Origin of the sequence: Dysgonomonas sp. 25 (assembly GCF_010501075.1) — a bacterium.
GTDB lineage: Bacteria > Bacteroidota > Bacteroidia > Bacteroidales > Dysgonomonadaceae > Dysgonomonas.
Genome location: NZ_QVMN01000004.1, coordinates 253735 through 268865 on the forward strand (window position 1 = coordinate 253735; position 15131 = coordinate 268865).

General features: G+C 39.7%; 14 protein-coding genes. All 14 read left to right on the plus strand.

The window, feature by feature from the left end; all coding sequences use genetic code 11:
- Positions 1-8: 8 nt before the first annotated feature.
- The gene (locus D0T66_RS08750) at positions 9-713 is read left to right on the plus strand and encodes an SAM-dependent methyltransferase (protein ID WP_163356889.1); all 705 of its coding nucleotides are present in this window, start codon (positions 9-11) and stop codon (positions 711-713) included.
- Between the two features lie 105 nt (positions 714-818).
- A complete protein-coding gene (gene rpsF / locus D0T66_RS08755; RefSeq protein WP_163356890.1) occupies positions 819-1190 on the plus strand; it encodes a 30S ribosomal protein S6 in 372 nt (123 codons plus the stop codon).
- Positions 1191-1460, plus strand: coding sequence for a 30S ribosomal protein S18 (gene rpsR / locus D0T66_RS08760; protein WP_185154831.1), 270 nt, complete (start codon positions 1191-1193; stop codon positions 1458-1460).
- A 23-nt stretch (positions 1461-1483) separates the two neighbouring features.
- On the plus strand, positions 1484-1927 hold the full coding sequence (gene rplI / locus D0T66_RS08765; protein ID WP_163356892.1) for a 50S ribosomal protein L9: 444 nt from the start codon (positions 1484-1486) through the stop codon (positions 1925-1927).
- Positions 1928-2040: 113 nt separating this feature from the next.
- Positions 2041-2826, plus strand: coding sequence for a hypothetical protein (locus D0T66_RS08770; RefSeq protein WP_163356893.1), 786 nt, complete (start codon positions 2041-2043; stop codon positions 2824-2826).
- Positions 2827-3036: 210 nt separating this feature from the next.
- On the plus strand, positions 3037-3933 hold the full coding sequence (gnd, locus tag D0T66_RS08775; RefSeq protein ID WP_163356894.1) for a phosphogluconate dehydrogenase (NAD(+)-dependent, decarboxylating): 897 nt from the start codon (positions 3037-3039) through the stop codon (positions 3931-3933).
- 1 nt (position 3934) lies between these two features.
- Positions 3935-5473 (plus strand): glucose-6-phosphate dehydrogenase, encoded by a 1539-nt coding sequence (zwf, locus tag D0T66_RS08780; protein ID WP_163356895.1) that lies wholly within the window; start codon positions 3935-3937, stop codon positions 5471-5473.
- Positions 5474-5520: 47 nt separating this feature from the next.
- Entirely contained in the window at positions 5521-6243 is a 723-nt protein-coding gene (gene pgl / locus D0T66_RS08785; protein ID WP_221412199.1) for a 6-phosphogluconolactonase, read from the plus strand.
- A 97-nt stretch (positions 6244-6340) separates the two neighbouring features.
- Positions 6341-7678, plus strand: coding sequence for a hypothetical protein (locus D0T66_RS08790; RefSeq protein ID WP_163356896.1), 1338 nt, complete (start codon positions 6341-6343; stop codon positions 7676-7678).
- Positions 7679-7697: 19 nt separating this feature from the next.
- Positions 7698-8720: an N-acetylmuramoyl-L-alanine amidase gene (locus D0T66_RS08795; RefSeq protein ID WP_163356897.1), complete on the plus strand. Its 1023-nt coding sequence runs from the start codon at positions 7698-7700 to the stop codon at positions 8718-8720.
- Positions 8721-8947: 227 nt separating this feature from the next.
- Entirely contained in the window at positions 8948-11374 is a 2427-nt protein-coding gene (locus tag D0T66_RS08800) for an SLBB domain-containing protein (protein WP_163356898.1), read from the plus strand.
- Between the two features lie 10 nt (positions 11375-11384).
- Positions 11385-12476, plus strand: coding sequence for a Wzz/FepE/Etk N-terminal domain-containing protein (locus D0T66_RS08805; protein ID WP_163356899.1), 1092 nt, complete (start codon positions 11385-11387; stop codon positions 12474-12476).
- A 33-nt stretch (positions 12477-12509) separates the two neighbouring features.
- Complete coding sequence (locus tag D0T66_RS08810) at positions 12510-13817, plus strand: lipopolysaccharide biosynthesis protein (protein WP_163356900.1); 1308 nt, start codon at positions 12510-12512, stop codon at positions 13815-13817.
- A 129-nt stretch (positions 13818-13946) separates the two neighbouring features.
- Positions 13947-15119, plus strand: coding sequence for a glycosyltransferase family 4 protein (locus D0T66_RS08815; protein WP_163356901.1), 1173 nt, complete (start codon positions 13947-13949; stop codon positions 15117-15119).
- The last annotated feature ends 12 nt before the right edge of the window (positions 15120-15131 follow it).

Genomic DNA, 15131 nt, shown 5'->3' on the forward strand with positions numbered 1-15131 from the left:
AAGCATATATGCAACCCACTTTATTCCTTATCCCGGTGACTTTGGGCGAAACAACTATCGAACGTGTATTGCCAACGTACAATAAAGAAATAATCGTACAGATAAAACACTTTGTGGTGGAGAATATCCGTTCGGCACGCCGTTTCCTGAAAAAAGTGGATAAAGACATTGACATTGATGTGCTTACCTTTTATGAATTGAATAAGCATACGGACTTAAAACAGCTGGATACATATCTTCTTCCTCTCTCGCGAGGAGAACACGTCGGCGTCATCTCCGAGGCGGGCTGTCCTGCTATTGCCGATCCGGGCAGCGATGTGGTTGCTATTGCCCAAAGCAAGGGTTATCCCGTTGTGCCGCTCGTGGGGCCGTCGTCTATCCTGCTATCGCTGATGGCTTCGGGTTTTAACGGGCAAAGCTTTGCTTTTCAAGGGTATCTGCCTATCGATGGAGGCGAGCGTTTGCGGAAGATTAAGCAGATGGAACAACGCATCTATCAGGAACATCAGACGCAGATTTTTATCGAAACCCCTTACAGGAACGCAAAACTTGTCGAAGACCTGATCCGCAATTGCAATTCTTCTACAAAGCTCTGCATAGCGATGAATATCACCTGCGACGATGAGTATATAAAGACACGGGCAATCAAAGACTGGAAGAAGGATTTACCCGATATACACAAGAAACTCTGCATATTTCTGCTATATAAATAGCTGATTTTGTCTTTATTGGTTTGCAATTTTGCGAAAAAAGCCTATCTTTGTGCCCGCATTTCGATGCAAATTGTATAAAAACTAATTATCAATTTATTACAAATTATGAACAATTACGAAACTGTTTTCATTTTGACTCCCGTTTTGTCTGATGCTCAGATGAAGGAAACAGTAGACAAATTCAAAGGTATTTTAGAAGCCGAAGGCGCTAAAATCACCAATGAAGAAAACTGGGGACTTCGCAAATTGGCTTACCCAATCGAGAAGAAGTCTACAGGATTCTATTCATTTATCGAATTTGAGGCTGAACCTGCTACCATCGCAAAATTGGAATTGAATTACCGTCGCGACGAACGCGTAATCCGCTTCTTGACATTCCGTCAGGATAAGTATGCTCACGAGTATGCACTCAAGAGAAGAGGCCTCAAAAAAGGAGCTAAAGTAGAAAAAACAACCGAAGAAACTAAGGAGGACTAAATCATGGCAGCACAATCAGAAATCAGATATTTAACTCCACCTTCAGTTGAGGTGAAAAAGAAAAAATACTGCCGTTTCAAAAAGAACGGAATCAAGTATATCGACTATAAAGATCCTGAGTTCTTGAAGAAATTCTTGAACGAACAAGGAAAAATTCTGCCTCGTCGTATTACAGGTACTTCATTAAAGTTCCAACGTCGTGTTGCTCAAGCTGTAAAGAGAGCTCGCCATCTGGCTTTGCTTCCTTACCTAACTGACTTAATGAAATAATCTAAAAAAGGAGGAAAAGAATTATGCAAGTTATATTGAAAGAAGACGTTGCGAATCTTGGTTATAAAGATGATGTGGTGACTGTGAAAAGCGGTTACGGACGCAACTACCTTCTCCCGCAAGGAAAAGCTGTGATTGCTACGGAGTCGGCTAAAAAAATGTTGGCTGAAAACCTGAAGCAACGCGCTCACAAGTTGGAGAAAATTAAGAAAGATGCTGAAGCATTCGCTGCTAAACTTGAAGGTGTATCGCTTACTATCGGTGCAAAAACAAGTTCGACAGGAACAATCTTCGGTTCGGTTACTAACATTCAGGTTGCCGAAGCATTGGAAAAACTGGGTTACAATGTAGATCGCAAGACTATCGTAATCAAAGATTCAGTGAAAGAAGTTGGTAGCTACAAAGCATTGGTGAAACTACACAAAGAAGTATCAGTTGAGATACCTTTCGAAGTAGTATCGGAATAAGGAAGTTTTTACACTCTATATGAAAGAGGAATCTGATGAAGATTCCTCTTTTTGTTTGTAATATCCTCTTTATGTTTTATATCTTTGTCTGGAATAGCTAAATTTTGTATACTATGAAAAGAAAATATTTATATCTCACATTCCCCTTAGTTATTTTACTATCATTTCTATTCTCTTTAACTCAATGTAGCAGGGCAAAAGATGCTCGCCTTAAGAAAGAACTGGAAAAGGCCGCACAAAAGGTAAATGAGAGTTGCCCGATTCAAGTGGCTGATGGCGTGGTGGCTGATAGTTGTTCTGTTGTTGGAGACCGATCGCTAAGGTATTATTATACAACAAATCAGTATGATTTTAAGATTCTGAATGGAAGTGACTTTGAAAGAATCCAAAAACCTCACCTTGTCCAACTTTTTAGGAATAAGGCCTCTGATATGCAATTGTTTAAAAAGAATCAGATAACTCTTTTGTTTCTTTATCGGGATATGGAAGGGAATCAGCTCGGAGAAGTGGCTGTTGCCCCGGAGGACTATGATGCTCCGGCTGATACAGATACCTCGAATGGGTATAAGATGATTTCGGATGAGGATATAAACCTCTTACTCCGAAGTATAGCATCGCAGTCGAATAAAGAAACTCCATTCGAATTAGAAGATGGCTGGTATTTAGTTAATAATTCTGTTGAAGGGAAGACACTGACATATACTTATCGCTTGGAGAAAAGAATTGCTTCTGAATTAGAAGAAACAGATTTTCTTGATATAAAGGACGATGTTCTATCAGAGGCTGACCAAGATTTGCTTAATATGCTTGAAGCGGGCGTAAAAATGAGATTTGTTTATAATAATGAAAATGGAAATTATATCAATTCATTCGAAATATCTTCTTCAGATTTGGAATAATCCCTTTGTTATAAATAATAGTTATTGCAGATAAATCGATTGATTATAAGTGTTTTGAAGATGCCTCGAGGGGCATCTTTTTCTTTTTATTTGAAACGGAACCGAATAAGGCTTACTTTCGTTTCAGGTGGAAGGCCTAAAACATTTAGCCCTTGCTATTTGTTAAGACAATGATTATGATCTAAATAATACATTAAATACATATAAATCATGAAAATAGGATTCGTAGGATTAGGAAAGATGGGCGGTAATATGGTGAAACGCTTATTGTTAGCAGGTCATCAGGTAGTAGTGTATAACCTCACACAACCCGAGATAGACGACGCTGTGTCGTCGGGTGCTGTTCCGGCAAAAGATTTAAAAGACCTTGTGGGTAAATTGGATGGGCGAAAACTTGTCTGGCTCATGGTTCCTGCCGGAAAACCCGTAGAAGAAAATATAGCCCAGTTGGTAACTCTCCTCTCCAAAGACGACATCATCGTGGACGGAGGAAACAGCTATTGGCGCGAAACTGTTGAACGTGGCAAAAAAGTTGCAGAAAAAGGGATTCATTACTTGGATTGCGGAACCAGCGGAGGCGTTTGGGGATTGCAAAACGGCTATTGCCTGATGTATGGCGGAAACAAAAATGCATGCGATTTTGCCGAACCTATATTCAAATCCTTGGCCCCCGAAAACGGCTATATGTATTGCGGCGAAAGCGGTGCCGGACACATGGTGAAGATGGTGCACAACGGCATCGAATATGGTATGATGCAGGCTTATGCCGAGGGCTACGAGATAATGAAAAATTCCCCTTACAATGTGGATCTGGAAAAGATTTCACGCGTGTGGATGAATGGCTCTGTGGTGCGTTCGTGGTTGCTCGAACTGATAGGCAATGCCTTGGAAGGCAACGAAAACCTTGACGGAATCAAGGATTATGTGGCCGATAGCGGCGAAGGTCGCTGGACAGTGCAAACGGCAATCGACTTTGATGTACCGGCGCATGTTATCACCGCCTCCTTATTTACCCGCTTCGAATCGAGACAAGAATCCTCATTCGCTATGAAATTGCTGGCAGCCATGCGCAACCAGTTTGGCGGACATGCTATAAAGAAAGAGTAAAATGGGCAAAGAAAAAGTAAAAAATCAGCTATTAGTCATATTCGGCGCTTCCGGTGATTTGACATACCGAAAGTTGGTGCCTGCTCTGTACGACCTGTACAAGCAAGATGCCTTGCCCGAGAATTTTGCTATTCTCGGGGTGGCTCGCAGCTCCTTTACGGACGAATCGTTCAGGGAAAAAATGGAAGACGGTATCCGCCATTTTGCATCGAAGCGCGAGGAGGCTACCGTAGAGGATATAGAAGCATTCAATAAGAAACTTTTTTATCTTTCCATCAATACGGATGAAGCCGGAGATTATGCTATCCTGAAAAAGAAGTTGGATGAACTCAGCGAGGAGTTGAATACAGGAAAGAATTATATCTTTTATCTCTCCACGCCGCCTGCGCTTTATCCCTTAGTGCCTAAGTATTTGGCGGAACAGGGCTTGAACGACGAAGGTGATGGTTTCAAGCGTATTATTATCGAAAAACCTTTCGGTACAGATCTGAAATCGGCCATTGCTTTGAACAAGTCTCTTTTGGAGGACTACGAAGAAGAACAGATATACCGTATCGACCACTATCTGGGAAAAGAAACGGTGCAGAATATGCTGGTTACCCGTTTTGCAAATGGCATATACGAACCGCTTTGGAACAGGAATTATATTCATCATATAGAGATAACAGCAGCTGAGAATATAGGTGTTGAGAACCGGGGAAGCTATTATGATAATTCAGGTGCTATGCGCGATATGGTGCAGAACCATCTGTTGCAGCTTCTTGCATTGGTGGCGATGGAGCCGCCGATGGCTATCGATGCGGATGCTATACGGAACGAAAAAATGAAAGTCTTTCAGGCATTGCGCCCGTTGACGCAGGACGACCTGAAAGTAAATATCATACGCGGACAATATACCGAGGCGCATGTAAGAGGAAAGCTGTTGCCTGCCTATCGGGACGAAAAAGGTGTCGATGCCAATTCCCGTACCGAGACGTATGTTGCGATGAAAGTTTTTATCGACAATTGGCGTTGGGCCGGTGTGCCGTTTTATATCCGCACGGGAAAACGCTTGCCGATCAGGGCTTCGGAAGTGGTGATACATTTTCGTCCTACTCCGCAGAGCCTGTTTATCGACAATGACGAATTCCGCAACGATGGCAACCGCTTGATACTCCGCATTCAGCCCGATGAAGGGATTCTCCTCAAAACCGGTATGAAAGTTCCCGGCAGAGGGTATCAGGTGAAAGAAGTAAATATGGATTTCCATTATAACCAGTTGCATAACACCTATTTGCCCGAAGCATACGAGCGCTTGTTGCTCGATTGTATGATCGGCGACCAGACGCTTTATATCCGTGGCGATGCATTGGAGCAGGCATGGAAATTTGTTCAGCCCATACTGGACTACTGGGGCGAGAATGAAGACGTTCCGCTATATGGTTATCCTTCTGGTTCGTGGGGGCCTTCCGTTGCCGACGATTTGATAGAAGGGGCGGCAATGACTTGGCGCTATCCATGCAAAAATCTTTCGGATGACGGTATTTATTGCGAATTGTAAGAGCGATATTTATTATCTTTGGAGGTAATTAACAAAATAGAGGAATTATGGAAGAAGAAATAAAGATTTATCAGGACTCCGACTCGCTGTGTCAGGGATTTACCAATTTTATACTGAAACTGTTAGAGGTCTATCCACACATGAATATATCCCTTTCGGGAGGAACAACGCCCAAGGCTATATTTGATTATTGGGCTGCACATTCGAGAGATGTGATTCCGTGGGAAAAAATAACCTTCTTCTGGGGCGACGAACGTTGTGTTCCGCCCGAAAATGATATGAATAACTACGGCATGGCACGCGACCACTTGTTCAGCAAAGTGCCGGAGATTATGTCCAAAAATATCCGCCGCATTCATGGCGAGAGCGAACCCGACGAGGAAGCCGAAAGATATGGCTCTATCCTTCAGCGGAAGCTTCTGCAATATGATAATATGCCTTGTTTCGAGCTTGTTATGCTGGGGTTAGGCGACGACGGGCACACGGTTTCTATCTTCCCCGATCAAATAGATCAATGGAATGAAAAAAAAGTTTGCATTGTTACCGAACATCCTGTCAGTAAGATGAAACGGGTAGGATTGAGCGGTACGGTAGTGAATAACGCTCAATATATCGCCTTCCTTGTTATGGGTAAAGGAAAGGCCAAGATGGTCAAAGACATCATCAAAGATCGCGAGTTGTATTACGATAAATATCCGGCAGCCCGCGTTCATCCCAAGCAGGGATACCTCTATTGGTTTATGGATGCCGAAGCGGCGAGCGAACTATAATAAACGATTATACGATGATAAGGTTACCTAAATAAGGTAGCCTTACTTTTTTCTATCCCGGCAGAATCGTTATATTTGTACTTAATATTCAGCACACATGCAACCAATGAAAAAAACGACTATCTCACTTGTCATATTACTTTGCAACTGTTTATTGGGATTTGCACAAACATATACCCGCGAAACAGATGAAAGTGCCGAAAGTTTCGTCGACCGGATAAAACCAAAAGAAAAGACGCTGGCACATCCGGTAATAGAAACAACATGGAACAGTCCCGACGGACGTAAAGTTATTTTTGCCTTTTGGGATATGGATATTACAGGCGATGACGGGAAATACATCGAAACCTGTATTGTAGGCAAACTGCTAGTACCTGCCGATGAATCATCCGACTACAAGATGATAGAGATTGACAAGTTCCACCAGAATCCATCCACCCCCGAAATCCTATCGGTATTCTTTTACGACTGCGACAATGATGGTGTGCGCGAGCTAGGCATCCTTTACAGTTCCGACTACCAGCACTATATGATGGCAGGGACATTCTATCAAGGAGCTTTATACGCGGCGCTCGACTACGACAGCTTACCCGAACAGCTTTTCTGCCTACAAGACATCTATGGCGGAGCTCTAGGGAACAATGATTCGGGAGACACATATCCCGAATTTTCGAACACTTCCGAACTTCGGGCTTATCTCAAGAAACAAGGGACACCCCGGAAGTGGCAGTTGAACTTTATCAAAAATTTCGAGGGGACTATCGGAACTACAAAGATATACGCCCACCTCGAAAAACGGGGTAGCGAATTGGAAGGATTCTATTTCGAAGAAGAATCGGGAATCGAGACTAGCATAAGAGGTTCTATCAATCAGCAAGACGGAACAATCAGCATTGGTGCATGGAACAAAAAGGAAGGGCATACGATCAAGATAGAAGGGCTGTTGAAAGATGGCGGATTCGCAGGAGAATGGACTGACCGGAGAACGGATGAAAAAGCCCCGGTAAAGCTAAAAGAAATTGAAACCAACTTCACATCTTCCTCCGAGATAGTAGGAATATATACAATCTCTAACGAAGAATATTCCGAATCAGGGAATTGCCCTGTCAGAGCCAAAATTGAGCGAAAGGACGGCAAATACCTTTATACATTGACCATCGACCGAACTCAATATCGCGGCGATGTTAGCTTCACGCGCGAAATAGGCAGATATGGAGAGATAGCGTACATAACGTTCGAAGGGTTTAAATGGGCTGAAAACCTAGGTGATATTTCGGACGAAGATGCCGAACATATAGCGACCGATACATACGGGCTGGAAGGAGTATGGGAGAAGAAAGGCATTTCCATCCAAAACTATGGAAACTCGATGAACTATTATGTGAAGATAAGAGAATGCGACTGTAAATTCATCTTTCTAAAGAAAGAGAAGTGACTAAGATAGAAGTAAGATTATGAGAACCTTATTTTGCCTGTTTTTACTGTCTGTTATATGTTTTTCGCTATCAGCCCAAAATAAAAAAGACATCCCTAAGAAAGGCGAAGGGTTAAACGCATTCCTTAAACGAAACGGATGCACAACGGCAGAATGCTACAATCAATTTTTGGAACTGAATAAGAGTAAACTAGGGAAAAATAATACCCTGTTGAAAGGCGTTAGTTACGAATTTCCGTCAATATCAACAAGCACCGTCGTAACCTCAACCGCATCGGTAAATACAAGTGTTGGTGCTACACGAAAAAATAAGCTGTTCGGGAGTAAGTATGAGGAATATACCATAAAGTCGGATCGGCTGAAAGGTGCTTGCTTCTTCCTGTCGAGCGGGCATGGAGGCCCCGATCCCGGGGCAATAGGGAAGGCCGACGGAAAAAGCCTTCACGAAGATGAATATGCTTACGATATAACGTTGCGGCTTGCCCTGAAATTATTACAGGAAGGGGCGACTGTGCACATGATAATACAAGACGCGAATGATGGTATTCGTGATGGTAAATACCTGACAAATAGTAAGACCGAGACTTGCATGGGAGATGCTATCCCGTTGAATCAGGTAGATAGGCTGAAACAGCGGGTGATTAAAGTTAACACGTTGAATAAATCGGCAAAGGAAAAATATAAACGGGCAGTTTTCATCCATCTGGATAGCCGGAGTAAGAAACAGCAATTGGATGTTTTCTTCTATCATGCCAAAAACAGTTCGAAGGGAGAAAAGCTTGCCAAAACGATGAAAGAGACTTTTCGCAGCCATTACGATAAGCATCAGCCAAACAGGGGCTTTACCGGGACGGTTAGTCCTCGGAATCTCTATGTGCTGACGAATACAGCTCCCGTAGCCCTTTTTGCCGAACTGGGGAATATTCAGAATAAGTTTGACCAGCGACGTTTTTTGCAGTCCAACAATCGCGAAGCTCTGGCCAACTGGATGTGTCGTGGTTTCATTGCGGATTATGAAAATTGGAAAAAAGAACAAAAATAATGGTGAGGCAGGTTTATGTGTGATGCTAAAAGCTTTGATTAATACACTATCGCACGGAAATGTCTTTGTTTTCAAGGAAAAAATATCTACATTTGTAGGCTTGAAAATATACAGACCTATTTTGGTGAAAAATACGCATTTTTAAGCGTTTCAATAGTATCTGAACTTATATTATAGAGGAATTCAATGCAGACAATAACTTCCTCTGTAAGTTTATATAATGATTTATGAAAAGACTTATTTTACTTTCTTTTATTCTATTCCTATCTGCTACTTTCCTTCAGGCACAGATGTCTGATAGTCAGGTTTTACAGTATGTTCAGTCCGAAATGGCCAAGGGTACGTCTCAGCAGGTAATCGGTATTGAATTGACAAAGAGGGGAGTTACCCAATCGCAAGTAGAGAGAATAAAAAAACAAGTAGAGAAGGAAAAAGCAAAAGGAGGTACATCTGTTTCTTCCACGTCTGCTCAATCGAGAGCACATACGCTTCCTGCTAATATGCAGAAGGTTGATAGTTTGAACTATCCGTCAGCAGCACAAATGGCTAACCAAAAGGGTATTACGGGACGAGAAATTTTCGGAAAAAATATATTCAATCAGAAGAATTTATCATTTACACCCAGTGCTAATCTGCCGACTCCGGAGAATTATATCTTAGGCCCGGGAGACGAAGTTATTATTGATATTTGGGGTGCATCACAGGTGACATTCAGAGAAACGATTTCTCCGGAAGGGGATATCGTGATCGATAGAATTGGGCCTGTCCATCTGAATGGGATGTCTATAAAAGCAGCTAATGCATATGTACAGCAGAAATTTTCGTCCGTTTATTCCGGTGTCTCGGGAATGGATGATACGAATATGGGAGGAGCCTCTCAGATAAAGCTGACATTGGGGCAAATCCGTACCATTCAGATTGATGTTATGGGAGAAGTGGTAACTCCGGGGACATATTCGTTGTCTTCATTGTCTTCTGTTTTTCATGCATTGTATACCGCCGGAGGGGTAAACGATATTGGTTCGATGAGAGAGATCCAACTCTACCGGAACGGAAAACTGGTCGAATCGGTCGATATATACCAACATATAATGTACGGGAAATCGTCCGGGAATATCCGTCTTTCGGATGGAGATATTATAATCGTTCCTCCGTATATCTCATTGGTAGGAATTTCGGGAAAAGTAAAGCGTCCGATGTTTTATGAAATGAATTCGGATGAAACGATAACTGATTTAATAAATTATGCCGGCGGTTTCACAGGCGATGCCTATCTTGACGAGATAACATTGAACAGGAAAACAGGCGGGTATAATAAAGTATTCACCTTGCCCTCAACAGATTTCGGTAACTTTATCTTACAAGATGAGGATAGTATAACCGTTGGTACAGGGTTGAATCTCTATGAAAATGAAGCGGTTGTTATGGGTGCGGTTTTCCGTCCGGGAAGTTATGGTATAGGGGGTGATATTAAGACAATAAAAGAACTTATCGATAAAGCAGGCGGTCTTAAAGAAGATGCTTTTGTAAACCGTGCTGTCCTTTCACGGGAAAAAGATGACTTAACGCGGGAAGTTGTTGCTATTAATTTGGCGAATCTGCTGTCCGGCAAGTCGAGTGATATTGTCCTTCGGAAAAATGATACGTTGAATATTGCCTTTAATACAGTTCTTTTAGATTTAGGTAATTTAGAGATATTTGGAGAGGTAAACTATCCGGGTACTTATAGCTATGGAGAGAAAACGAGCATCGAGGATCTTATCATAATGGCAGGTGGGCTTAAAGGCTCTGCATCGACGGTTAAGGTAGATGTTTCGAGACGGATTATAAACCCTGCCAGTACGGAGGCTTCTAATCAGATTGCAAAAATCTTTACTTTCGAGATGAAGAATGGTTTGATAGTCGATGGTAATTCCGAATTTGAGTTGAAGCCATATGATCAGGTTTTTGTAAGAAGAAGTCCCGGATACATAGAACAGCGCAATGTGATTCTGGACGGTGAGGTTTTATTCCCGGGAGCCTATGCCTTGGAGGAAAAAGACGAAAGGCTATCCGATGTTGTGAGGAGAGCCGGCAATCTGACAAAATATGCCTATACACAAGGTGCCCGTTTGGTAAGAACCCGTACGGAAGAAGAATTAGCTCAATACAGGAAGACGATGCAGGATATAGCAGCAAGAAATGCGAAAGATTCTATATCGGACGAATTGGCTGAATTTGAGAAGTATTATGCCGTCGGGATAGAATTGGATAAGGCGATTGCAAATCCAAGGTCGGAATATGATTTGGTCTTGAAGCCGGGCGATAAATTAATAATCCCAGAATATGATAATACAATAACAATCATCGGAGAAGTCATGTATCCGAATACTGTTTTGTATAAAAAAGGCGAAAAGGTTTCTTATTATATAGACTTAGCCGGAGGGTATAGCGATCAGGCTCAGAAAAAGAAAGCTTATATCGTATATATGAATGGGCGGGTTACGAAAGTAAAAGGCTCGAATAAAGACGCTATACAACCCGGATGTAGCATAATTGTACCTTCAAAAGAAAAGAGGAACAGAATGTCTGTCGGGGAAATGGTCAGCATAGGGACGAGTGTAACTTCTATGGCTTCGGTTGTTGCTTTGCTTATAAATAGTTTAACTAATTAAAGGTTTAGAGATGAGTAACAATTCTGAAAAAACGAAGGGTGAAATTGAAATAGACCTATTGGCATTAGGCAATAAGGTCTGGTCCAAAAAGAAGTTTATATTCAAGGTCGTAGGTGTTGGCATTATCCTGGGATTAATAATAGCATTTAGCATCCCTAAAGAATACACTACAACGGTAATACTAACGCCGGAATCGCAGGCCTCAGGCGTATCGGGCTCTATGAGCTCTTTAGCATCTTTGGCAGGTATCAACCTGAATGCAGCCGGAGGGCAAGATGCATTAGCTTCGCCGGATCTCTATCCGGATGTTATTCGTTCGACGCCTTTTCTTAGAGGTTTGTTTGATGTTGAGGTAACAGATTCGGAGCAGGGAATAGATATGACATTATATGATTATCTTACAGAACATCAAAAAGCTCCTTGGTGGTCATATATATTGAAAGCGCCGGGATTGCTGCTTAAAGTTTTTTCATCATCTGACGAAGATAGCGCAATGGCAGTTCGACCTAATGGACGAATCCTGACTCAAAAAGAAATGATGGCTATCGGAATTCTTGCTGAAAGAATATTTATCGCTTCGGATAAAAAGACGAATGTTACGACCGTTGAGGTAACCATGCAAAGCCCTGAAATATCAGCTTATCTTGCCGATACCATAACATCCTATTTACAGGATTACATTATAAGTTACCGTACGCAGAAAGCACGTAAAGATCTCGAATATGCAGAGAACTTATTCGAAGAATCGAAAAAAGATTATTATCAGGCACAAAAGAATTTAGCATCTTTTATCGATGCTAACATGAACGTTGTTTCAGCAAAATATCAAACCAGACAGGAGCAGTTGCAAAATGAAGCGAATTTAGCTTATTCTGTGTACAACCAGACAGCTCAACAACTGCAATTGGCAAAGATAAAAGTTCAAAATAATACCCCTGTTTTCACCGTTATTCAACCGGCAGTGCAGCCTTTAATTCCAGCTAAGCCATCAAAGAAACTGATATTAGTCGGATTTGTGTTTTTGAGCTTTGTAGGGGCTGTATTTTGGATTTTAAAGAAAGACCTTTGGAATGTATTATTGAGAAATACTCAAAAGTATTAACATAAAAGATTTTTTACATTTTAAAAATATAGAATGTCTTTACGAATTTCAATATTGTCACGTCCTTTAATTAAGAACTCTTTTATATATGTTGTAACAGATGGAATAAACAAGGCTATTCCATTTCTGTTATTGCCTATTATAACTTATTATATAATACCATCAGAATATGGTTTAATTACTAATTTTAATGTACTTGTTCAGATTTTATCTGTTTTTTGTTATTCCTCTACTCTAGCGGCTCTTCCTGCGAGATTTTACAGATTAGATGGAGAACAAATAAAAAAGTATGTTTCAAATATGCTTATTCTAAATACTCTGATAACAATTTTGGTTCTGTTCTTATTGTTATTGTTTAATCAATTTATTGAGGTAAAATTGAAAATATCACTCCTTTTCCAAATAGGAGCTATTATTCTTGTTTGGTCTGCATCAATTACAAATGTTAACTTAGTTTTATGGAGGTGTGAAGAAAGAGCTTTTGCCTTTGGGAAGTATCAAATTTCTCAATCTCTATTAAATGCCATTACGACTATTGTCTTTGTTATAATCTGTTTATTAGGATGGAAAGGCCGCGTTTATAGTTATATTTTCTCATCTTTTGTATTTGGACTATTTAGTCTGTTTCTACTAAGAAGAAAGGGATATTTAGAATTGAGTATATCTAAAGACTATATAAAACAGATATTATATTTTGGAATTCCGCTAATTCCTCTAGCCATTTCCTATTGGTTTAAAAGCGGGTTTGATAAAATAATAATCACGGACCTGTGTGGGATGGCTGAAAATGGATTATATTCTGTAGCAATGACTTTAGGCGCGATTGTAACAATGGTACTATCTTCATTTAATGGTGCATATGGGCCTTATGTTTTTAAAAAACTGGCTTATTTCGATGAGAGTACTAACAGTCTCACCAATGAGAAACGACAATTGGTTAAGCTTACCTATGGCTTTATTGCATTGATGATATTGCTTATTTTTATTATATATTGGATATCTTATGCAATTATATATTTTGTTTATGATTTTTCTTATAGAGAATCAGTGAAGTATTTACCATATATTATGATATCTCAATTTTTTTATGGCGGATATTTAATGTTTGTACATTATTTTTACCATTGTTCAAAAACCAAAATTTTAGGTATAGTCACATTCCTTTTGAGTGTTGCCCAGATATTATTGGCTTATTTCTTGATAAAGAATATAGGTGCAGTAGGTGTAGTTATTGCTTCAGCTTTAATTTCATTTTTAACATTCGTTTTTGTGATGGTTTATGCTATGCGTATATATAAGTTACCATGGTTAAATTTTAAAGCAGGTAAGATATACAAATAGATATGTATTGGATAGAGATGATCCAAGAATTATTTTTAAATATTTCGGATGGACTGGAAAAGAGAAAAAATAAGATTTAACTAAAAGAGAGAGCAGAAATAGAATATTATCTCTCAAAAACCGATAATAATGAATATTGGAATTGCAGGGCCTATTGAGGTTTATTCACTAAAAGAGCACTTAAATAATTTGTCAGACGATGATCTAACGTTAGGGTTAGGGGGAACTGCTATTAATACATTAATTGATGGCTTTATAAAAGCCGGACATAATGTTATAGTCTTTACATTAGATCGTAGAGTTAAGGAAAAATATATACTTCAAGGAGATAATCTTAAAATAATTTTCGGCTATTTTAGGACTTCTACCAAGTTGAAGATGTTAGATTTTGACAGAAATGAGTATAAACAGATAGCGCAATTCATAAAGGAGGAAGAGAATAATATTGATATTGTAAATGCACATTGGAGCTACGAATTTGCTATTGGTACTATATTATCAGATGTTCCACATCTGATAACTTTTAGAGATCATGCCCAAACAATATTAAGAGTTGTTAAGCGTCCATATTTAATTACCCGTTTACTGATGAATACATGGGTGAAAAGTAAAGCAAAGAATGTAATGTTTAATTCGCCTGTTTTAAAAGAAAGAATAGGTTTGGAAGGGTTTATAATCCCAAATCCTATAAAAGATACATATATAACCACTTCACGCAAATTTCCAAAAGATAAAAACATTTTTTATATCTGCTTTATTGCTAATAGTAGTTATTATTTGAAGAATCCCATAAATGCATTAAAAGCGTTTTCTATTTTTCAAAAAAAAAATGATATCCGCGCTGAATTACATTTCATTGGTAACGAATACTCTCCTGAAAGCAAGATAGCACAAATAGCGAAGAATAATAATTGGGATAAAAATGTTATATTTAAAGGCGATATTAAATTCGAACAAATGATGGAAGCACTAGATTTCTATGATTTATTATTACACACTTCACGAGAGGAGAGTTTTGGGAATACTTTAATAGAAGCTATGGCAAAAGGAATTCCTGTAATAGGTGGAGTTAAATCTGGAGCTGTTCCATGGGTACTTGATAATGGAGAGGCAGGTTGTTTGGTTGATGTCGAAGATGTAAATAATATCGCAGAGGCATTGGCATGCATATTATCAAATCCTCTATATTATGAGCAATTAAGCTCTAGCGGTATAAATAATTTAAAAAACAGATTTTCTCAAAAATCCATTTGTTCTCTATATGTGGATATATACAATAAAATAATCAACACATATAAGTAACTAAATATAGAT